10 protein-coding genes and 1 pseudogene are annotated in these 22,041 nt (G+C 65.3%); 2 read left to right on the top strand and 9 right to left on the bottom strand.

Features of this window, described 5'->3' with window-relative positions; genetic code table 11:
- Positions 1 to 5: 5 nt before the first annotated feature.
- The 4 genes and pseudogenes from ACFY0T_RS22315 to ACFY0T_RS22300 all read right to left on the bottom strand — a co-directional run bounded on the left by ACFY0T_RS22315 (position 6) and on the right by ACFY0T_RS22300 (position 10,141).
- Entirely contained in the window at positions 6 to 1,055 is a 1,050-nt protein-coding gene (locus ACFY0T_RS22315; RefSeq protein ID WP_388873158.1) for a replication-relaxation family protein, read from the bottom strand.
- 52 nt (positions 1,056 to 1,107) lie between these two features.
- On the bottom strand, positions 1,108 to 3,468 hold the full coding sequence (locus ACFY0T_RS22310; protein ID WP_388873155.1) for a type IV secretory system conjugative DNA transfer family protein: 2,361 nt from the start codon (positions 3,466 to 3,468) through the stop codon (positions 1,108 to 1,110).
- Positions 3,469 to 3,642: 174 nt separating this feature from the next.
- Positions 3,643 to 4,100: pseudogene (locus ACFY0T_RS22305) on the bottom strand (hypothetical protein).
- Positions 4,101 to 4,846: 746 nt separating this feature from the next.
- Positions 4,847 to 10,141 (bottom strand): DUF6531 domain-containing protein, encoded by a 5,295-nt coding sequence (locus tag ACFY0T_RS22300; protein WP_388873152.1) that lies wholly within the window; start codon positions 10,139 to 10,141, stop codon positions 4,847 to 4,849.
- Positions 10,142 to 11,219: 1,078 nt separating this feature from the next.
- Here ACFY0T_RS22300 and ACFY0T_RS22295 point away from each other — a divergent pair.
- A complete protein-coding gene (locus ACFY0T_RS22295; RefSeq protein WP_388873149.1) occupies positions 11,220 to 11,582 on the top strand; it encodes a hypothetical protein in 363 nt (120 codons plus the stop codon).
- 103 nt (positions 11,583 to 11,685) lie between these two features.
- On the top strand, positions 11,686 to 12,375 hold the full coding sequence (locus ACFY0T_RS22290) for an ABC transporter ATP-binding protein (protein ID WP_388873146.1): 690 nt from the start codon (positions 11,686 to 11,688) through the stop codon (positions 12,373 to 12,375).
- 3,005 nt (positions 12,376 to 15,380) lie between these two features.
- On the opposite strand, the gene ACFY0T_RS22285 is transcribed toward ACFY0T_RS22290, so the two are convergent.
- The 5 genes from ACFY0T_RS22285 to ACFY0T_RS22265 all read right to left on the bottom strand — a co-directional run bounded on the left by ACFY0T_RS22285 (position 15,381) and on the right by ACFY0T_RS22265 (position 21,487).
- Positions 15,381 to 17,198 carry a VirB4 family type IV secretion system protein gene (locus ACFY0T_RS22285; protein WP_388873143.1) on the bottom strand — a complete coding sequence of 606 codons (1,818 nt, stop codon included), beginning with the start codon at positions 17,196 to 17,198 and terminating at the stop codon, positions 15,381 to 15,383.
- Between the two features lie 86 nt (positions 17,199 to 17,284).
- On the bottom strand, positions 17,285 to 18,400 hold the full coding sequence (locus tag ACFY0T_RS22280; protein WP_388873140.1) for a PrgI family protein: 1,116 nt from the start codon (positions 18,398 to 18,400) through the stop codon (positions 17,285 to 17,287).
- On the bottom strand, positions 18,397 to 20,199 hold the full coding sequence (locus tag ACFY0T_RS22275) for a hypothetical protein (RefSeq protein ID WP_388873137.1): 1,803 nt from the start codon (positions 20,197 to 20,199) through the stop codon (positions 18,397 to 18,399). Before ACFY0T_RS22275 ends, ACFY0T_RS22280 begins: the two co-directional genes overlap by 4 nt.
- A gap of 152 nt (positions 20,200 to 20,351) precedes the next feature.
- Positions 20,352 to 20,768: a pilin gene (locus tag ACFY0T_RS22270; RefSeq protein ID WP_388873134.1), complete on the bottom strand. Its 417-nt coding sequence runs from the start codon at positions 20,766 to 20,768 to the stop codon at positions 20,352 to 20,354.
- A complete protein-coding gene (locus ACFY0T_RS22265; RefSeq protein WP_388873131.1) occupies positions 20,768 to 21,487 on the bottom strand; it encodes a hypothetical protein in 720 nt (239 codons plus the stop codon). Before ACFY0T_RS22265 ends, ACFY0T_RS22270 begins: the two co-directional genes overlap by 1 nt.
- Positions 21,488 to 22,041 lie beyond the last annotated feature (554 nt).

Here is a 22,041-nt window from a genome sequence, read left to right as displayed (position 1 = left end):
GCCGATCACCGAGATGGGCGGCGGTCTGAGGGATTGGGCGGCAGAGGGGAGGGCGGAAGAAGACCACCGAGGGGGTTAGTCCCGCTGGCCCGTGCAGGGTCGCTTGGTGGACTGCCCAGGGCTGGCAAATAGGGCCACGCGTAGGGCAGTTCGGCGAGCAGAAGGCGGCGATTGGCGTGCTGGCGGATGTCCAGCGGCTGCCAGCGGGCTGCGGTGGGGTCGTCCTCCTGCCCGCTGAGGAAGTCCGCGCTGGAGGTGGCCACCGGCACCAGCGAGGGGTCGTCGAGGTCTGCGAGAGCGGTCGCGAGCGCGCGGCGAACGCGGGCTTCCCGGCGGGCGGTTGGGACCCAGACCAGGACGGGGGTGGTGATGCCCGTGGTGGTGGCCAGCTTGGCGTACGCGGCGAGTTTGCGACCGAGGCGGTCCGGGCGCTCGGTGCCGAAGTCGAACTCCAGGAACCATTCGAGCGCCGTGGGCGCGGAGCCGTTCTCGTGCCAGAGGCCGTACGCGTCCGGGCGGACGATGTCTCCGAAGTGCTTGGCGCAGCGTGCCTCGGACCACCAGACGACGAGCCGGCCGGAGGCGCCCGGACGGCGGCATCGTGCGACCAGAGCGCTGAAGAAGCCGTTGGTGCCGACGGTGTGGGCCAGATGCAGGGAGTAGGCGATGCCGATCGCGCGGTCGTGCCGGTAGTCCAGGTCGCGAAGGTCGAGGCCGTCCTCGCGGGCGAGCAGGGCGGCTCCGGCAGCGTCCAGGACGTAGTGCATCGGCGCGGTTCCGTAAGTCACGAAGGGCTGGAACCGGTCGATCAGGCGCCACTGGTACAGCTTCAGTAACCGCATGTTGGCGGCACGTACCGAGGGCCAGGCCATTTCGACGATCTGGTGGGTCGTCAGGACCCGGTGCTCGTAGAGCATGCGGGCCAGCCACCTGTCCCGCTCGGTGAGTCGAGTCGCGAGGCGGGCGACGTAGCCACTGGTGGCAGCGGTGCGCTGGCTGGGCCGCGGGGCCTGGTGCCCGCGCAGAGAGCGTTGCGGTGTGGGATTGGTGATCAAGACGGTGCACCTCCAGACAGGGGTGGGTGGGCTTGAAATAGGGGCCTTGGGCTCATGCGCGGCGGCGCGGGTCCGTCGTCGGCCCAGCGGCGCCTTTGCGGGTGGGGATGGGCTGGGGGCGCGCGTTTCTGCGGGCAGCGGCACGGATCCGTTGGGCACGGCCCGGGACCGGCGGCGGCAGCGGTTCGGTGACCGCAGTGAAGGCGGGTGCTTCGGCACCGTGCAGGACCGGACGTACCACGACGTGGAAGGCGTCGAGATTGGACAGGTCGTGGGCGTTCAATCGCGGCTCGGTGTGCCGGGCGAGATGGCGCGCGTCTTCCGGCGAGGCGTTGAAGAAGATCTTGGTGCGGGCGTTAGTGCTGATGCCCTCCTCCAGCTCCTTGGGAAGCTGCCGGAGGTACTGGTGGGCGAGCGTCATCGACAGCCGGTATCCGCGGGCCTCGGCGAGCATGTCCTCAAGTGCGTACGGCAAGTTGAGGAAGTTGTGCGCCTCGTCCACGTACAGTCCGGCGTCCTGGCGCTGGCCTTGCGGGATGCGAGCGCGTCGGGTGGCGGCCTGCCAGGTGCGGGCGACCACGATGGAGCCCATCAAGTGGGCGGTCTCCGTGCCCAGGGCGTCCTTGGCGATACGTACCAGGCAGATCCCGCCGTCCAGTACGGCATCCATCTCGACGGTGGACGCCCCACCGGCGATGGCGGCACGGACGAAGGGGCGCAGCAGGACACCTCGGAGCTTGTTCATCAGGGGTGCGGTGACCTGGGCGCGGTGCGGGTTGGACAAGGCGTCGTACCAGGACCAGAAGCCCCGTAGGACGTCGTCGTCGATCTGGTCCACGGCCCGCTGCCGGAAAGCCGGGATCGCCAGCAGTTTGGGCAGGTCGGTGAGGACCGGGATGCCTCCCTGCGCGCGGAGGGTGAGCAGCCCGGCGCGCAGGATGTCGTCGGTGCGCGGGCCCCACGAAGAGGCATAGACGCGGGAGAAGATCGATACGAGGTTGTCGACCGTCCGCGCTACGTCATCGCCTTCCAGGGGGTTGAGGATGGGCGGGCGAGCCTTGCTGTCGGCGTCGAAGAGCACCACCTTGTCCCCGAGCTCTTCCGGCAGCCGCATCAAGAGGTCGGTGATCAGATCGCCCTTCGGATCGATGACCACCACGCCGCGTCCGGCGTCTGCGTCCGCCAGGATCATGCGGGCCATCAGCTCGGACTTACCGGAGCCGGTTGCGCCGAGGATGTGCAGGTGGTGCCGGGCGTCCGGCACGCGCAGGCCCACGGGACGAGGCCGGCCGGAGTCGGTGACGCCGATGGGCCGGACGGCCGGGCCCGCGGTGGCGATACCGGGCGCGGGTGGGACAGCGCGGGCACCGGCGCGCTGCAGACCAGGTATGGCCTCGTCCCACGGCAGGTGCGCCACCGCAGCCAATTCCGGGATGGCAAGCAAGTCCCCTTTGTCCAGGCGGCGTTCGTTGACGTACGGCTGCGGACGCCGGAGCCGGACACGTCGGTAGTAGTTGTGTTCGGTGAAGGCGGCGAACGCGCTCGCGATGGCGTGGCTCCGGCCACGCAGGCGATCGCGCACTGCAGCCTGCCGTGCTGCACCCAGGTGGGTGGGCACGGTCGCGGTAACGACATAGCGGATGCGGGTTTCGTACGGGGCACCGCGCAGCTTGGCAACGATCACCTTGTCCTCGGCAGACGCTTCGATGGCCGTCTGCCGGTCCAGCACCGGCGCGGCACGACGGGAGCGAGGAGCGCGGTATCCCGGGGTGAACAGGTCCAGCAGGCGACTGACCGTGCGGACAGGACGTCCAGCGCGCACCCATCGAGCGGCCCGGCGAGCCTTGACAATCCGATGCCCGGTGACGGGCCGGACCAGGACCTGGACCAGCGCCTGCTCGTTCGGGCCGAGGCCGACCGGTGCGCCGAGCAGGGCGCGAATCGGGTCGGAGGGGAAGACCATGCGGATCGGCAGGGCTTCGGGACGGGCCAAGCGCAACTCGCCGCCGACGGTCTGCGTGTGGTGTGAGGCGGCGGGGATCGGTGGTCGAGCGGGAGCGGTGCGCGTACGGGCACCGGGCCAGGCTGCCTCGACAGCGCGCTCGACCAACCCGGGCGGGATGACGCCCGGGACCCACAGGCGGATACGGATCGTCTCGCGGTCGAAGACGTACTCCCAGACCAAGTGGGGCTGACCGAGCAGGCGGCGGCGCCATGCCGGCCGCAGCAGCCCCAGCAGGTTCGCCCACAGGGCTTCAGCGCCTGCCGGGTCGGCAGTAGGTGGCGGCAGTACGTTGACGATCCGGGCATTGGTGTTCAGCATCCGGCGGCAGCGGCGGCGCCACCACCAGCGTGCCCAGCCGATTCCGGCACTGGCGAGTACCGAGGCAGAGCCCGCGAGAGGCCACCACATGTCGATCCACCCGACTACTCCGGTAACGATCGCACGTAGGGCGCCGCCGGGATCACGCAGGTAGTTCTCCAGCGGAGACTCCGGATCTTTCGGAGTCGCTGCAACGAGCGAATGCAGCAGGATGTTGCCGGTTCTCATGACACGGGCCTCCGAGAACGAGGGCACGGACGGTGATCAGGCGGCTCGGCCGTGACGGTCCGCGTCGGAGCGATGGCCGGACTCCACCGGAGCGGACGAAGGCCTGGCGGATACATGCACGAGCCGCAGGCCACGCTGCTGTCGTTGGACACGGCGTTCGGCATCGACCTCGGACTGCCAGGAACGGAACGTGCGGCCGCCGAGCCGTTTGAGGAAGTGGGGGATGCGGTTGGCGGGGATGCCGACGAGGCGCGGGCCGAGGACCGCGAGCAGGTCACTGGCCTCCTGCGAGTGCCAACCACGGCGGCGATGGCGGCCTCGTCGGGGAAAACGTCCGCCACGCGGTCGTGGTCGATGTCGAGCGCGGCGTCCTGGGTTCCGCCGAAGCTGTAGACCCAGGCGAAGTTGTCCGGCAGATCCGGCTCTACCAGGGCCCGGAACCGGGCCACTTCCTTTGTGTAGGCGTAGAAATTCGTGTCCGGCCGGGCGCGCATGATCCGCAGCCAGGCACGCAGGTAGGCGTTGGAGAAGAAGTCGCCCGAGAAGTGTTCCTCGGCCGCGTCACCTGCCTGACCGCTTGCCCCACCAACGGATCGCCGTCAGCAGGGCAAGCCGCTCTACGCAGCCCGGGATCCGGCGGACCTGCTGCGAACGGTTGCGAATACCGCCGCAGCCAGAACCAGCACGCTGACGATCAGCCCCGGCGGAAAGTCACTCGATGTTGGAACGAAAAGTAGCCACAAAGAACTGCCAGCCGCTGTAGTGAACCGCCGAGATCAACGTGAAGGGCAGGCTCCGCTTCACCAGGAGGAGGTGAAGGTGGATCCATCGCGCAGTCCATGCTCCAGAACAATTTCAACCCCCGCAGATCTCAGCTTTTCAGCCAAGAATTCGGCTTCGACGTGTGTCGCCCAGAAGCCCTGCGAACACATTTCGCTCACGAGTGATTTGGTCTCCGCCAACGATCTCTTAAAAAGGTCCCGAAATGCCTTCAACTGAGGGACTGACATCGCAGCATCGGGGGCGATCGAAAGTCGAGACCGACCATGCTCCTGTAGAAGGGCTTCTCTCACAACCGAAGGCGCTTTACCAAGCCCGCCTTCGTGTGACTTTACTCCACAGTCGCATTGATATTCGATGTCCCACCGTAGTGCATCCAAGTGAATGGCTTGTGCCACATGGTGCAGGACCGGGCGTCCGCAGTCTGAACACGGAGCGGAAAAGGAGCTCTGTTGAATGATCACCGCCAACCTCGCATTCTCATGTAGCGCTCGACAGTGTCGTAGAACTTGTCGGATGTTCCCGATCCATCCCTCGGGTGATGATCAGTCAGCCCCCGTCCCCACCAGCGGTGGTGAAGCTCCTCATGGACGAGGGACTGCCGCAACGAGTCTCTTGACTTGAAGGATCTGGGGCCAAACTGCGTTCCTTCCCCATACTTGGCAACCCCGTGGCGGCCCCAGGGATTGTATCGCGGCGTGTATGAGAGTCGCAGGTTGGGAAAATCCTCGGCGATTAGCGCGTCGATTGCTCGATTCCTCGCCGTTGTGGTCTTGCCAGTTGCATGGCTGAGGTCGGCCGTCCAGGAGGACGTCCCGTCAGCCGCTATGCCTTCAATGTTGAAAGAAGGTCTGCTGCTGCCCTTGCCCAAGAGACCCTTCAGCCCACGCCAACCAGGCATTATCAGGCTACCGAGTCCACCGCCGAGGGCACCCAGGAGGAGGTCGCCGGGTGAGGTGGGCTGGCATTGGGCGGTGTTGATGGCGTAGGTGTATCCGGCGCCGATGGCAGCGTCGGTGAGCGCGGTGACCGCGAGGGCGCGTCCGCCGGAGAGGCCGAGGGTAGTGGCGAGGCCAGCACCCGCGGGAGCGAGGAATCCCGCGCCGGCGCCGATGACGGCGCCCTTGCCGGTCGCGGCGGCGAAGTCGCCCCAGTCGAAGTCGTCGTGGTGGGTGAAGGCGTAGACACCGCCGCTGACGATGCCGCCGATGGCCGCGCCGATGCACATCGGGCAGTTGCCGGAGGGGTCGGAGAGGTTGGCGGGGTCGTTGTCGGCGTAGTTGTAGGGGGACTGGTTGGGGCTGTCGGCAGCGGCCGGGACCGGGTCCTGGGTGGTGAAGCGGCGCTGGGTGGTGTCGTAGGAGCGGGCGCGCAGTTGGAGGCGGTCGGGCAGGTACTGGTCTTTGTACTGGCCGGTGTAGCCGAAGATGCTGGTCTGGCCGCCGGTGATGGTGGCGGTGCCGGTGGAGGTGCCCCAGGCGCTGTAGGTGTAGTGGTAGTTGTCGACGCCCGCCGCGTCGTAGACGGCGCTGACGGAGTTCTGCCGGTCCTGGGTGAAGTAGTAGCTGCCGGCGGTGCGGTCCATGGAGCGGGCCGTGCCGTCGGGGTCGTAGTGGTAGTCCGCCAGCAGGGCGCCGGAGGAGTCGGTGTCGGTGGCGATCTGCGGGAGGTCGCCGTTGATGTCCCAGCGGGACGTGCGTATCAGCGCGCTGTTCTTGTTCGAGCCGGTGCGGTTGCCGTCGGCGTCGTACAGGAACGAGAGGTTGTCGCTGCCGATGATGGCGGACTTGACCCGGCCTGCTGGGTCGTAGGCGTAGGTGCCGTCGTCGTCCTTGGTCTGGTTGCCGTCTGCGTCGTAGGTGTAGCTGGTCTTGGTCGTGCCGACGGTCGTTGAGGACAGCTGGTCGCCGGCGTCGTACTCGTTGGTCGTGGTGGAGCTGGAGCTGGTCGTGCTTTTGAGGTTGCCGACCTTGTCGTAGGCGTAGGTGGATCCACTGGTGCCGGTCAGGCAGGAGGTGGCCGAGGTGTCGGTGCAGGCCCTGGTCATGCGGCCTGTGTCGTCGTACCCGTAGCGGGCGGGGTAGCCGGTGCCGGGCTTGTCCGCGGTGAGGCGGTTGTTCGCGTCGTAGGTGTAGGTGTTGCTGAGGGTCGGCGTGGTCATGGAGGCCAGGCGGCCGGCCTCGTCGTAGGTGCGGGTCTCGCTGCGTGCTGTGGTGGTGGGCAGGGCGACCGAGGTGAGGTTGCCCGCCTTGTCGTACCCGTAGCTGGCGGCCTTGCTGTTGGCCGTCTGGATCTTGATCCGGCCGACCTTGTCGTACGTGTAGCTGGTGGCCCGGCCGTCTGGGTACGTGCGGGACTTGAGGGTGTCGTCCGTGTTCCAGGTGTAGCTGAACGGCTTCGTGGCGCCCGGTGACGTGATCGAGAGGATCTTGTCGTCGTTGTCGTAGGTCAGGGTGCGGGTGCCGGTGGCGTCGGTGACGTCTTTGAGGCGGCTCGCGTCGTCGTAGACGTACGTCTCTGTCGGGGTGCCGTCGGAGTAGGTGATTTTCGTCGGCAGGTTGCGGGCGTCGACCGTGGTGATGATGGTCTGCGCGCGTGCGTTGGTGACCTTGATGCGGTTGCCGTCGAGGTCGTACTCGTAAGCGACGGTCTTGGACAGCGGGTTCTTGACCGAGGTCAGCTGGCCTTCGGCGTTGTAGCCGTAGGTGCTCGTGTGGGTGTTGGCATCGGTGGTGGTGTCCAGGAAGCCGGCCGTGTTGTACGTGAAGGTGGTGGTGCCGGCGTCCGGGGCGGTGACCTTCTTGGGCCGGTTGAGCTCGTCGTACTCGTAGACCGTCTGCTTGTTGCGTGCGTCGGTGACCGAGGCGATGTTGCCGACAGCGTCATAGCCGGTGGACTGCTTGTGTCCGAGCGGGTCGGTGACGGAGGTGGGATGGCCGGCCGGGTCGTAGCCGTAGGACCACGTGTACTTCGCCGGGTCGGCACCGCTGACATTGCCTCGCGGGTCGACGGAGGTGTCGAGCTGCCCGTCGTCGTTGTAGCTGTAGCTGGTGCGCTCGGCTTCCGGGGAGACCTCTGCCGAGAGGTGGCCGTCGTCGTCGTACTCGTAGCTGGTCGTGTAGCCGGCCCAGGTCTTCGACGTGGCGAGCCGGTTGTCGTCGTCGTAGGTGAGCGTCATGCCGTGACCGAGGCCGTCGGTCGTCTTGACGATGCTGCCGTTGTCGTCGTAGGTGACGCTGCGTGTGTGGCTGAGCGGGTCGGTGACCGACACGGGCCGGTTGTCGGCGTCCCAGCTGAAGGCGGTTGTCTTGCCCAGCGGGTCGGTGACGGTCTTGCGGTTGCCGACCTTGTCGTAGCCGGTTGTCCAGGTGTACTGCTTCGCGTCGGCGCCGGTGGCGTTGCCGCGGGCGCTCACCACCTGAATCTGGTTGCCGGCCTTGTCGTACTGGTAGGTGACGACCGCACCCTGGCGGTTGGTCTCCTTCTTCAGACGGCCCACCGGGTCGTAGCCCAGCACGGTCTGCTTCAGCGCCGGATCCGTGATGGTCGACAGGTGGTTGGCGTCGTCGTAGTCGTAGCTTGTGGTGCGCTGACGGGCATCGGTGACCGTCTTGAGGTTGCCGACCTCGTCGTAGCCATAGGCAGTGGCGTTGCCGCGCGCGTCAGTGACCGTCTTGACCCGGTCGGCGTCGTCGTAGGTATAGGCGGTCGTGTACTTTGCCGGGTCCGCTCCGCTGACGTTGCCCCGCGGGTCGACGACGGTCTTCACCTGTCCCGACGGGAAGTAGGTGTAGGTGGTCTTGTTGCCCTTGGGCGTGGTGACCGACGCCAGGTTGCCGTCCGAGTCGTAGCCGTACTTCGTCTGCTTGCCGCGCGCGGTGGTGGCGGTCTCCAGCAGTCCGGTGGTGGCGTTGTAGCCGTACGTGGTCGTCTTGCCCAGCGGGTCCTTGATGGTGGTGAGCTGGTTGGCCGTGTTGTAGCCGTAGATGGTCTTGTTGTACTCGCCGTCCTCGTACGTGGCCACGTTGCCGTTGCTGTCGTACGTCCAGGACTCGTCCGACGCGGAGTTGGACCGCCCTGTCATGCGGCCCGAGCTGTCGAACGTCCACTGGGTCTCGCGGATCTCCGCGTCGACCGCGCTAGTGCGGTCGAAGAACTTGTCGTAGCGGTAGTAGCTCTTGTTGTTCAGCGGATCGAGCTGGGTGAACAGGACGTTCTTGTAGTAGACGTCCGTCCATACGCCCTGGTCCGGTGCCGTGACGTCGACCTGGTCGAAGACACCGTTCTTGGAGTACACGAAGCTGGTCTTGTGACTAAGTGAGTCTGTCTGGGACGTCACCCGGCCCTGCGTGTCGTAGACGTTGAACGTGACTTGCTTGTTGCGGGCGTTCGTGACCTTGTTCAGGTGACCCGAAGTGTCGTAACCGTAGGTCTCCGTCTTGCCGTCGAGAGCGGTCACGCTGGTCAGCTGGTCGCCGGTGTGGCCGTAGTCGACCACCCGGCCGTCCGCCAGTGTCACCTTGTCCAGCAGCGCACCTGTGTACGCGAGCGTGGCCGACCGGCCCGCTGCATCCGTGATCTGTGTGAGCTGGGAGCCGGTGTAGGTCAGGGTCAGACCGCGGCCTGTACGGTCCTTCAGCGCGGTCAGTTGCCCCGAGGCGTTGAAGCCGTAGGCCGAATGATCGGCTGTGGTCAGCTGGTAACCACTGCCGTTCGCGGCCAGCTTGGAGCGAGCCTCACCTGGAGTCGTGAACGTCCCGTCGGACTTCTTGACGAAGGCGTGCCGGGTCCCGCCCTCACCGATCAGGACCGCGTCACCGTTGGACCCGATCGACAGCCGGGTCTCCCATGGCAGTTGCCAGCCCTTGCCCAGCGCGCCGGTGAGCGTGTTGTCCGAGGAGTAGACGCGTCCGACCGTCAGCGGGACTCCGGGCGCAGGAACCTGGGCATCGGTAAAGGTTTCCGTGAACGCGCCCGTGGCGGTGTTCACCGGGTCCGCGCGCATTACCGTCGTGCCGGCCGAGCCGCTCGCATCACCGCAGAGCGCACTGCAAGCCGCTCCGTCGGGCAGGGCCGGAACGATGTAGTACGAGTTGTATGAGCCGCAGGTCTCCGTGGAAGTGGGGTCGTCCGTCACGGTCGTGCACGCGTAAATGAAGTACTGCGGCACCGGGTTCGTGCACTCTGGCGTGGGCAGCGTGATCGACGCGTTGACTACCGGCAGCTCCACACCGGTGTTCAGTGTCGGTGCCGAGACCGTCTGGCCGAAGTCGAACCACTTGATGTCGTCGTTGCTGAGACGGCAGCTGTAGGCGTCCAGTTTCCAGCGCACCTTGACTGGGTGCACCTCGCCAGTGGCCCCGCCGGCCTGGTAGATCGCAGCGGACAGCTGGAGCGGCTCGCCCGGAACGGCGGCACCGATGTGGTTGCCGAGCGCCATCAGAAAGCCGCCCTGCTGGGCAGCCGTGTTCCCGAACGGATCGGCTGTCACCTGCCACAGGGCACCGCTCGAATACGAAGCTGCGGCTGCGGCCGTATCCACACGGGTTGCAAAGGAGGCCGGACGGACACCAGAACCCGAACCAGCAGCCACGCCTGGGTGCTTCGGCCCTGCGGCCTTCAACTGCCGCTGGTTCTGCCGGTGCAGCTTGATCTGCGCGGACGTGGCGGGCTTGCTCTTCGTCGACCGCAGGCCATGCGCCTTCGTCGGCTTCGCCCGGTCCTTGGTCTGCTCCCGCCGCTCCTTGGGCGACACCGGATCCTGATGCGCTGCAGGCTGCGGCCCCCGGTACGCCGCGCTGTCGGACCCGCCAGCGTCGTCGACGGCCACTCTGATCAGCCAGCCACCACCGGCAACTACCGACAGCACCAAGGCCACGATCAGCACACGGACACGCCCGGACACAGACGTCAACACATCCCCCACCCCCACACATCGTGCACATCACTGGTCACTCAGTGCACAACCTGTGATGACTCTGCCGCCCGCCTCCATCAAAGATCAAGCATGGAAAGATTCGACTAGTTCTGATAACGAGTCATCTGACTGGGGCATCCATACGGATGCGTCACCTCGCCACGCATAACCGCTTCGAACGGGGCCCCGCTACCGCGGAGTCCGCGCAGCGCTGCGTTCCTCAGCAATAAGCGAGGACAGGGATCGCCGCCTCTGCAGCATCGACGCTGAAGCCCGGCCAGGCCCGCGCGCAGCGTCCCCGGCGCACACCAAGGGGTGGCACCAATCGCGCGCGATGCGGCCTAGGCGTTCCCTGCCATACAGGTCACCCCCCTTCAGCCCACCATGGTCCACGTCGGGAAGCTGCCGTAGCCGTTGGCTACCAAGGACAGAGGCCCCAAGGTAACGATTCAATAAAGGTGTTACATATTTGATCTTTTAGATGCCTAATTCAGACCTTTCGCCGCTTGATCTTCGACCCGTGATCGCGACAAAGTCTTCACAGGTTGTGCACTGAGTGACCAGTGACGTGCACATCGTGTGCGAAGGTGGCAGATGCTGACGTCTTACTCCGAGCGCACGACCCCCCCAGGCGTCCTGCAGGAAGTCTGCTGCCGGACCCGCCATGGCCGTTTCAGGTGGCTTGTTCAGCACTTCGCGTAGCAGCTGGCGGCGTGCAGCACGCAATTCAGGGCATACGGGGCGCCAGAAATCATGGGATGCGCAGAACTCGACAAAGCTGTGCGGACGTTGCGTCCATTGGGCAAGTCGATCACGGCCGATCCGGAGGCACTTCCTCTGGAATCAGCTTCCAGGCCAGATCATCCCAAATATATCGACGGGCACTTTTGAGCCTGTTCACATCGGGGAGAAATCAATGAATAAGAGCATGAAGAACATCTGCGGTGTAGCCCTTGCAGGGATTTTCCTACTTGGCGCGAGTCCAGCCTATTCTCTCTCGGCAAACACCAATGGCGCCGCAGCTTGGACCTCTGAGTGCAATAAAACCCAATGCAAGAACGATGATGGGTACGTCTGGGTTAAGGACATCAAGGCTGACGGCCACCCGGTGAAGGCGCAGTACGAAAGAGCTCTTTCGGGAAACGTTGACACTCTGTGGGAGAAGCGCGGGAATGGTAATTCGAGTGTGAGTTCGTTCGTCAGTGAGGGAATTGTGGCCTTGAAGACGTGCGAGTACATCAACAACTGGCCGGACGATTGCAGTGGCTGGGACCGGTAGAGGTAGCATTCGATTCAGGCCCCTCTTCTTCTTTGGTTTCTCGCCAATTTGGAAGGGGGGCCTAATCTTTTCTTGCACTCACTGCACGAAGAAAGATACAAGCATGGATTCAATTCTTGAGATCAACGATGTGTCGTACAGAGTCGCAGAGCGACAACTCCTGGATTCGGTGAGTCTGCTACTGAGGCGTGGTGAATCCCTGGCAATTTCAGGACCTAGTGGCAGTGGTAAGTCGACACTTTTGAACCTCGTTCTGGGATTGCAGCAACCATCCGAAGGCTCGATAACTGTAGCCGGATTCCCGATAACGGGCGCATCACCCCGTGAGATAGCTCGATACCGCAGAAAACACATTGGAATGGTCTTCCAGTTCGGTGAACTTCTGCCGGAACTGAGTCCCTTGGAGAACGTTGCCATTGCCGGATTGCTCAATGGAGCTCACAAGAAGCAAGCTTTTTCCCGTGCCGCAGAACTCTTGCAGGATCTCGGGATTGCGCCGGAACTAAAGCTGACTGGTGCGCTATCAGGAGGCGAGCGCCAGAGGGTAGCTGTGGCGCGTGCTCTGATTAATCACCCCGCACTTATCTTGGCAGATGAGCCCACAGGGGCACTCGACACGGCAAACAAGGAAAGTGTGGCAGAACTCCTGTACAGCCTTCCCGGGAAATGGAGCTGCGGTTTGATTGTAGTCACACATGATGCCTACGTTTCCTCAGGTGCGCAGCGAGCACTGTGTTTGCGGGACGGCCAGGTCAATGTACAGAGCCGAGAGAGCACGGAGTTTCCTTCATGAGAATGGTAGATGGGCGACCGCTCAGCCTGCAATTGCTCGCGGCGGGACGACGGGCTTCCATATCGGCCGAAGGGGGAAAGATAAGATTCTGGTCAATCTGCCTGTCAACCTTTATATTCATCCTCGCCATCTTTTCCCTCATGCTTGCGTCAGCGACTTATGAGGGGCGAGACATTCGCGGTGCTGCTCGAAGTCCACTTCCAGTTCGTCAAGACGGGACCCATAGTGCGGTAGCTCTGTGGTCACCGGATACTGACGACATCGACGGATCGCAGTTCTTCCTGGCTTACATCGAACCCCTCTCGGACAATGCTCCACCTCCCCCTGGGCTTGTGAAATGGCCTCAGCCTGGTGAGGCTGTGCTGTCCGAGGCGCTCGTCATGGCCGGCGCAGACGATGGCATCAAATCTCGTTACGGAAGATTTGCAGGATTTATATCCTCTGATGGCCTGCAGTCGCCGTCCGAAAGATTTGCCTACGTGCGACCAGCCCGCACCATGCTCGACTCTCGGGATATGTATAAAATTTCTGGTTTCGGGAGACCATCCGAAATATACTGGGGTGAGAGTAGGTCGCTGCCGAATTTCACCATGTTTTCTGCCGGAGTCGTCGGATTCCTTCTGTTGCCGGCCTCGGCGCTTTTGATCTCTTCGGTTCGTACAGGTTCGTCTGCACGGGAGCGCCGTGTCGCGTTGCTCGAGCTTCTCGGTGCTGGGCTGCGCTCCAGGATTATTTTCGTAATCGGTGAGTCTATAACACCGGTAGCGGTTGGCTGCCTCGCCAGCATTGCAGCCGTCACGCCAGCCCTGAAATGGAACGTTCCTTTCCCTGGCGTGGAATTTGTTCTTTATTCTGCCGATGCTACACGCTCTCTGCCAAAGCTCGTCGGCGCCTTCGCCATCTCCGTGATCGTAATTCTTTTCGCGGCTGTAGTCCTAACCCCAGGAACCAGAAAATCCCGCTACTTCCATATCGGAACTCGCGTCTACAAACACACGAGATGGTGGCCTTGGATCTTTCCGCTGTCATTCATATTGGCAGTTCGCGGCCCGGGACTGGCGAGTACCGAATGGCGACTCCCCATATACGTCATAGGGACGTTGGGAACCCTGACTGCACTCCCTTCACTGGTAAGCCTAGCGGTAGCTCAGGGAGGCTCGATTCTTTCGGCAGCGGGGACAAGAGCAGGGAGCTCCGGGATGATTTTTTCGGGGCGCAGGACGGCACTCCAGAGCCGTTCTACGGCTCGATTCGTTACAGCATTGATGGTAGCCATATTCCTCGTCGTACAGACGCAACTCTGGACAGGCCTGCTTGGCGCTAATGCCAAGCTGGCAAGAGACTCTCAAGATCGAATCGGCACTTCACTTGTGACCGTCTCGGCTGCCTCCACAGCATCAAAGGTTCGGGATTTCTCGAGTTCGCTTCCTCGGGACGTTGAGATCGCGGCGATAAATATGTCAGCGCCAAATGGAAGTGGCCTGAGATCCCTTTCAATTTCTGGTTCATGTGCTGCGCTACGGGGCCTGGCCGCACCCTGCAAGCGTGCCGAAGTTCCCCCACGAAGCATCGATCAGAGAGTTTCGGAACTTATTCGCTGGAACTCGAGTGGGGCGCCGACGGTTGGACGTATTGAAATCAGGCCAAATCCTGTTTACCGCCTCGATGTTGACCACACCGAAAATAGTTCCCTCTTTCTATTCTCGAAATCCGGCAAGAATCTCCCCGTCTCATCGTTGCGAATGATCGCGAGAAGTACCCTCGCGATGAGGGCAAAGGTAGAGCCGTTGGGGAATAGCTGGGAACTGGGTGCGAGGGACCTTGTGTCTTCCGCAAAATGGGTGCGGCTTCTCGGCGCCATCGGTATGATGTTCACCCTATTCGCTGTCGGGATTAGTTTCCTTGGCGAGTTCTTGCGATTCGGGCGCGAGGTTGCGCCACTAATTATCCTGACGGGAAATGTAAGGGTTTACGCCTCTATAGTATTCTGGTCAATGTTCGTGCCATCCCTCCTGGCTTCCCTAGGAGGCGCGCTAGCTTCCTCATGGCTAACATCCCCGATAACTGCGGGCTACGGAAACCCTGTCTCAGGTGCTCTGTACCTTTCGGTCACGGCGGCAGCAATTACGGCTAGCGCCTTTCTCTGCCTCTGTGGATGGCGAATCATGACTCGAATGGCACTCTCCTGGCGTTCGCAAGAAGAAGTCTGCTGATCCTGTCGGTGTGTCCGCCCGGATCGCGGGCCGCAAGGAGCACAAGGGTGTGATCAAAGGAACGGCCGTCTGGCCGAAGATCGTCGAGCCCGAGCAGAGTGGCCAGCTCCGGGCCCTGCTGGCCACGCGGTCAGAGGAGTACAAGGCGGCGTTCGGAGGGCGCCGCCGCGCTGAAGTACCCGCTGTCTGGCCTGGTCCGGTGCACCTGCAAGGTCCCGCACGTCGTCGGCCAACCCTGCGGCTACAAGGAGATAGGGAAGCCTCACCACAAGATGAGCACGAGCCAGCGGGGCGACAATGACATGCCCATCGATACGTGCAGGCGGTCAGGCACCTCAGAGAGCGGCGCAGTCTCTCTTCGACTTCCCTTTGAACCAAGTGACTTGACAACCATTCAGCGGGGTCTATTACGGTCCATCCGCACGTCTGTGGCCTTCTGGGCCGTCTTGCCCCGTGCCGCCGTCGGCGGAGGGATGAAGTCACTCCAATGCGCACACCGTTCCCGCACAGGGACAACTTGCTGCGCGGTAAGTGCCCGGCAGGCGGTTCTGCCGGGCAGGCGGTCGAGCCGATGGAGGCCCACAGGGGGGTGGGCAGCGAGCGCACCTTGGGATCTGGGGCAGCGAGTTGCTGACGCAATTCGCGGTTCTGAGTGAGCAGCCGAGCAGGCCGCCTGGGACGAGAGCGGGCACCGATGCGTGAGGCGACATGACGACCTCTCGGAAGAGTCATGGTAGGTGGACCGGCACGGCAGGCAGGTCCACCGGTCGGGAAGTGGCGGCGATGAGCAGTTCAGTCGGCGTCGAGATCGACTTCGTAGCCAGAGGCGTCGTCCTCTGTGTCGCCCCGGGCCTCGGTCACCTCGAGATCGAGGAGCGACTCCTCCGAATTCGTGGCTGTAGCGCTGTCTGCGTAGGCAGCCAGCTCGGCCGGATTCGTGGTGACCAGGTAGTGCTCGGTCGGCGAAGCCACGGCCTGGAACGCGACTCGTTGGGTCCCGGCGGAGAGAAGCCCTTGGCCGCGGTCGGCTGTGAGCAGGAACTGCCGCTCGCCCTCGGACAGATCGAACGTCCGCGTGATTTCGTCGATGGCCTGCGGGGCCTGACGCAGCAGGATCTGGGTGGCGGCGTTGGCCACGACCGCCTTGCCCAGGTCGGATCCGAGTACGTCAGCGGTGTCCTGGGTGGCCACTGTCAGCCCTGCCCAGTGTTTACGGGACGCTTTGGCCATCCGGAACAGGAACTCCGCCCCGGCCGGTTCCTTCATCAGCAGCCACGCCTCGTCCACGGTCACCAGCCGAGGTCGGCGCAGTGCCGGATTGGACACCCGACGCCAGACCGCATCGAGGGTCAAGAGGGTCCCGATGGGCTTGAGTTCGTCGGCAAGGTCACGCAAGGAGAACACGACCAGATGACCCTCCGGCCGGGTCGTGGTGGGGCCGGCGAACAGCCCTGAGAACGCACCGCGGGTGAAGGGATGCAGTCGGGCCGCCAACTCGGCTGCGGTCCGGTTCTTGGAGCGGTGCAGGGCGGCGGCGAGGTCGGTCAGCAATGGGGCGGACCGGGTCCAGGTGCGGGGGTCGGAGGTGATGCCCGCCCGCTGGTACGTCGCGGTGATGGCCCGGTCCAGCATCGCCCGCTCGGTTGGCGTCAGCCCGGCACCGAGCAGGACGGCCAGGACTGTGTGCAGGAACAATGCACGGCGGACCAAGGCGTCCTTGGACGCGGAGCGGCGTCCGTCGGGACGGGTGTGGATAGGCAGGTCGAAGGGGTTGAGGCGGACATCCTCGGCACCGAGATGGACGTAGGTGCCACCGACGGCTCCCGCGAGGCGGGCGTACTCGTCCTCTGGGTCGATCACGTGGTTCTCGATGCCTCGGTAGAGCGAGCGCAGTAGCTCCAGCTTGACCAGGTAGGACTTGCCGGCGCCGGAGCGGCCCAGGACGACGGAGTTGTGGTTGTCCAGGGCGAAGCGGTCCCAGTGGACCAGTCCTTGGCTGCCGACGTTGTAGCCGTAGAGCACGCCGGACGGAGCGGCGACGGAGGTGGGGTCGGGCGGGGGCAGGTCGGGGCTGGTGAACGGGAATGCCGCGGACAGCGCGGCGGTGTCGAAGGTGCGGCGCATCTTGATCAGATCCAGGCCCATCGGCAAGCAGGTGACCCAGCCCTGAAGACTGCGGTAGGTCGTCGGCTTGGCGTCCAGCAGCAGGCTGGCCGCCAGCGCCCTCACCGCGGCGACCTCGTCCGTCAACTCCTCGCGGGTGGTGGCGTGGACGGTCAGGTACAGGCCGAGCCGATAGAGCTTGCCTTCGCCGCGCGCGACGCGGGCGGACAGGTCGTAGGCGTCCTCGGTGGCAGCCTCGACCTGAGGGTCGATGAGGCGGCCATGCTCGTGAGTGTGGCGGCGACCGGACTCGAGCTTGGCGAGTTGGCGCTTGAGCCGGTTGGCGGCGGTGACCGGGTCGATCGGCTCGATGTGCAGGGCGACGTCGACGCGGCCCGGGTAGGTCAGCAGAGGCTGCAGCCATCCCGGGTGCACCTCGCGCGGGTACCCGGTGATCGCGAACGAGGTCACGTGCTCGCCGCCGACTTCCAGGTGCCGGGGCGCCACGGCCAGGGAGTCCGGGACGAACGCCCCAGCACGCTCGCGGCTCGGAGCCTGAGAAGCGGGGCGTCCGGCGCGCGCACGGAGGCGCCTCACTGAATCTCCCACGATTCACGCTGGCTCCAAGGTGAAGGGTCTGCCTGGGGACTCGGCCAGTCGTCGTCAGGGGCTGCTGCGGTGGTGATGACGTCCTCGGCGCCGGCAAGCGCGGAGGTGGGCGGCAGGAGGCTGTCGGGATTGCAGGCGGTAGCCAGTACGGCGGTGGCCTGACCGGCGTCCAGTGGGGTGACGACGACGCCGATCGGGCCGAGGAGTTCGACTGCTTCACCGAGCCGTCGGACCAGGCGTGATTCGGCAGCGCGCCGGGCAGCGGGATCCTCCCCTGAGCCGTCGTGTGAGGTCTTCGCGCGGCGAACCAGCGTAGCGAGCGGTGAACCGCCGCCAAGAGCGTCGTCTGCTGCATGAGTGCTGAAGGGTTCGCGCAGTGCGAGCAGCACCTGTCGGCACAAGAGGTCGGCGCTGCGGCCGAGTTGGGCAAGGTAGTCGGCGTGCTCCCGGGCTGCGGCCTCCAGAGCGGAGTGCGGCAGCGACGGTGCGCACCGGTGCAGCTCGTCGATCTGCGCAGACAGATCCAGCCGTTCGGCGCGGACGAGAACCTGGACGGGTGCGGTGAGTGAGTGCAGGTACCGGCCGAACGCAGCCACCAGGGGGTCCTGTTCGGCTGGCGTACGCAGGGCGAAGTTGACGGTGCTGCACACCGCCACCACGGCGACCCCGTCAGGACCAAGATCGATCACGCCGGTCTCACTCACACCCGCGGCAGGCAGTTGCAGCGCGGTCGGCGCGACGCCATCGATCGCATGTTCCGACTCAGTGAGCTGTTGAGTGAGCCAGGACGGCGCCGGGTGAATGCCCTCGGGCGCTGCCACTTGGACACGGGGCATCATGCGCTGGCGCAGGGCGGCTACGACCAATCGGTCGAGCGGCATTCCATCGCGCTTGCCCAAGGCCAGGAAGACAGCAGTCGCCGCGAGCGGGAGGGCGAGGGTCAGGAAGACCGGCACAGGGATGAACGCACGGGTGACGGACCAGGAGCCGTACAACACGATGCCGGTGACAGCGAGAATCAGCAGCTGGTGAGCAGTCAGGTTGGCCAGGACGGTGTCCTCGCGGTCTACGTCGGCAGGGATGCGCACGGGCTGGGTCATGACGGGTCACCTCCTGAGCGGCTGCCGCCTCTACGGCGCGGGGGTGGCGGCGGGGTGCGCCTCGCCGGCGGGCCGCTAGTGGGTGGTGGGGAACTGAAGACGGCCGGGGGTGGTGTGCTGGTGCGGGGGCACCGCTCGGGGGTTACTCGGGGCTCGGGCACCGGCGGCCGGAAGGTGGTGGCTGCAGGCGGCCGCGGGGTGGGCCGGGGTGGGATGTGGGGCTGTGGAGTGGGCTGTTGGAAGCCCGGGCTCGCGGGTACGGAGGGCCTGCCGGTCGCCCTGGTCGGCCGGGTGGGCCTGGTGCCCTCGTCGGGCGCCTGGAACACCGGCGAGTCGGGAGGGCGAGTCGGCCGTGCGGACGGCGTGGCTGTCCGGGCCGGGGAGGCGGCAGATGGTCGGTCTCCCGGAGCCCGGAATTCCGGTATCGGTGGCGGGCTGCCGGCTGGGCAGATGGGCTGGTCTCGCTCGGGGATCGGGGGAATCGGCTGGAGGAACAGCGGTGGCCCCGGCGGGCGGCGCGGGCCGACTACTGGGCGGCCCGACCGCGCAGGCGAGGGGTTACCACTGCCGCTCCGGCGGCCCGAACCGCCCGGAGACGGCTCGGACGGCCGGGGAGAGAGGGATGTTCGGCTCGGACCTGCGGAGGGAGGCGTGCGGCGCGCACCGCCGCGTGAAGCGGCGCCTGATCCGCCCCCGCCGCGCAGCAGCCCGAGCGTCTTGTACATCACGTACGCGCGGGCGACGCTGCCGACGAATGAGCGACCGCTACCGAAGCGGATAGACCCCAGGATCCAGAACGGGATCTTGAAGACGACGTACATCAACGCCAACGTGATGAGCACGTTGACCAGCCCGTTGTCCTTGAGTCCGAACAGTCCGTTGGAGCCGAATCCGCCCGGGGTCAAGAACACCCGCACGCCGGTGATCAGGGCGAGCGACTGGGCGACTTGGATGGCCAGGACGCCGCCGAAGGCTTTCCACCACCAGCGGGCGATGCCGTCGGTTTGCGGCAGGGCGTGGCAGATCAGCGCCAGGGGCGCGGCGACGATCAGGATGATCGTCAGGGCCACGCGGACGACGAACGTCAGCAGCAGCGCGACCAGAACCCCGATGGCCACAAGCCACATCAGGACCAGGAAGATGCTGCCGCTGTCGGAGTTGAAGGCGTTGAGGACGAAGTCGCGCAGAGCGGGCCCGGCGGTGTCGGCGTTGACGCCGCCGCCCATGGCGGCGCGGGAGACGCCGTTGGCCAAGTCGACGGCCTTGCCGGCGAGGAACAGCGACAGGGCCGCGGCGAGGAACCCCAGGAGAATCCGCGGCGCGATCTCCTTGATCGAGTAGCGGCTCTGCACCGTCTCGTGACTCATCACCACGACCCCGGCTATGGCGATGAATAGGGCGTAGCAGGCGAGGGCGATCTGCCAGGAGTTCGTCCAGAGCTCGCCGACGCGCGGCATGGAGGCGGGACTTGGCGTGTTGAGTAGCGTGCCGCTGAGCAGGTCCAGCAGGGGGTTGAGCGCGAACTTGATCAACGACTTGAAGAAGCCTGTGATCGCGCTGGTGATGCCCTTTGCGATCCATCCGGATATCCCGCCGGTGCCGTCGCCGTCGGGAACCTCGGCCGGGGGCATGATTCCTGCGGTGGGCGCCGGGGAGGCCGACGTGCCGGGCTGCGGGATGCAGTCCGACGCCGAGCACGGGGACTCGGTCGCTGACGGAGTCGGGGTGGGCTTGGCGGAGGCGGTCGGGACCGGCGCCGGGCCGGGGCTCGGGCTCGGGTCGGCATAGGCAGAGAACATCGAAGCGAGCACCGCCAAGGCCACAGTGCCGAGCACGAGGGCGCGACGCCAGCGGCGGCACGGCTGCGCCGGACGCCCATCCCTGGTCCGGCCGGAGACAGCGGAACCAGGGGGCCGATGTGCCACGGCGGTGGTGGCCTTGAGGGTGATCATTAGGCCCCCACGATCCCTTTGAGGATCTCGACCACCAGAGGGGCCAGCGCAGCCAGCCCATAGCCCCAACCGGCGCTCTTGAAAGCGGTCTTGGCCTTCTCCACCTCGCCGGGGTCGCCCCCGGCCATGACATAGCGCACGCCCCCCAGGGACAAGAACACCGTGGCCAAGCCCGCCAGGATGCCCATGATCCAGTTGCGTATGTTGTCCAACACATCGTTGACCGAGTTGGCCAGTGCCAGGACCTGCCCCGGCTCCGCCGCCTGTGCTGAAGACGCACCCAGGAGACACACCACCAGCAGGGCTGCTCCTGTCAGCAGCAGCCAGCAGCCCAACAAGCGGCCCAGTCGGCTCACGACGAGGGCCTGGTGCAGCCGTGTACGTACGCGGGCGGCGATGCACTCATGACGGCGCATCAGGGCACCTCCGATGCTGGCAGGGACGTCGAGGCGGGCGTGGAACTCCCGCACCTCAAAAGGCCGGAATCCGGGTCCTTTTTGGCCACGCCGATCGAAGATTTCTCGGCCCCGGCCGGGAGCTCGCCTCCGTCAACGCCGACTACCGAAGGTGACGAACCGGAGAGTGCCAGGACGGCGTTGCGGCGAGCAGGCAGCTCCGAGGCGGACGACAAGCTGCCCATCGCGGACAGGGCAACCGGATCATTGGGATCAGTGTCTTGGGCCTCGCCGTGGAGAAAGGCGATGAGGCGTGCCTCGGCGCGGCGGCGGAGCTTGTAGGCCGCGTTGGGCGTGGTCTGACATTGGGCGGCCCAGTCGTCGATGGCGATTTTGTCGAGTCGCGTAGCGCCGATCAGGTTGGCCTCGGTCCGGGTCAGGACCGACTCCCGGACCGCCCGGGCCAGCACCAGATCCGGGTGTCCCCACGGCGGTCGCGGCGCGGCTGACCGGAACCCCGGAGCGGCCGGTGTGGGGGCATCCAGCGCTTCCATCAGCGCAGCGAATCCCTGCCGGTAGGCCGCCCACCGCAGCCGCGGCAGCACCCGGGGGCGGGCCACATCGATGGACCCCAGCGCGCCCAGGAAGCCCGACAGCACCTCGGCGTGGACATCGAAGGGATCGCCGGGGAACCCTTCGGCCAGCCGCCGCGCCACTCCGGCCAGCGCAGGAAGCGCCATGCCGGCGCACGCCAGTGTCCAGGTAGCACCCTCCCGCCGTGAACGGCGTACGAGGTGCGCCCAAACGGCGTCGCGCGTGCCGCGCGGGCAGTTGCGCCGCAGTAGTCGGTCCCGCAGTTCATCCAACGGGATCGGCCGGTGTGGCAGGCCGCGGAACTCGCGGCCGTCAAGAGACAGTGGCTGGGGTCCGGCCACTAGCCAGACGAAGCACTCCCGGGCCGTGTCCAGCGGAAGAACGTTCTCCGGGGCGCGGTCGGCGCCGCCGCGTCCGGGATGATGAGCAGCCATGATCAGGCGCCTCCTCGAATGGGGATGAGATGGCGCCCTCAGAGAGCCAGGATCGCGACAAGAAAAGGACAAGAAAAGAACAAGGCGACAGCGGTGAAACGCGGATTCCGGCTACTAAAAATGCCTTAAAAGCGGTTGAGGTGAGTCACCTAGGTGGATTGCCAGGTGCGGTACGGCTCGGTGCTCCGAGCGTGCTTTAGTACTGACTTAGTAGCTGATGACCTGCAACTTTATTGATGATCTAGGTATCTCCTAGTAGCCTCACT

The organism is Streptomyces sp. NPDC001530 (assembly GCF_042894545.1).
Lineage (GTDB): Bacteria > Actinomycetota > Actinomycetes > Streptomycetales > Streptomycetaceae > Streptomyces.
The sequence above is the reverse complement of the archived record's forward strand: the minus strand, read 5'-3'. Positions and strand labels throughout refer to the sequence as shown.

Coding starts and splice junctions, on each gene's coding strand:
- ACFY0T_RS22295 (WP_388873149.1), top strand. CDS start 11,220: ATGAATAAGAGCATGAAGAACATCTGCGGTGTAGCCCTTGCAGGGATT.
- ACFY0T_RS22290 (WP_388873146.1), top strand. CDS start 11,686: ATGGATTCAATTCTTGAGATCAACGATGTGTCGTACAGAGTCGCAGAG.
- ACFY0T_RS22280 (WP_388873140.1), bottom strand. CDS start 18,400: ATGACCCAGCCCGTGCGCATCCCTGCCGACGTAGACCGCGAGGACACC.
- ACFY0T_RS22275 (WP_388873137.1), bottom strand. CDS start 20,199: ATGTTCTCTGCCTATGCCGACCCGAGCCCGAGCCCCGGCCCGGCGCCG.
- ACFY0T_RS22270 (WP_388873134.1), bottom strand. CDS start 20,768: ATGCGCCGTCATGAGTGCATCGCCGCCCGCGTACGTACACGGCTGCAC.
- ACFY0T_RS22265 (WP_388873131.1), bottom strand. CDS start 21,487: ATGGCGCTTCCTGCGCTGGCCGGAGTGGCGCGGCGGCTGGCCGAAGGG.
- ACFY0T_RS22310 (WP_388873155.1), bottom strand. CDS start 3,468: ATGTGGTGGCCTCTCGCGGGCTCTGCCTCGGTACTCGCCAGTGCCGGA.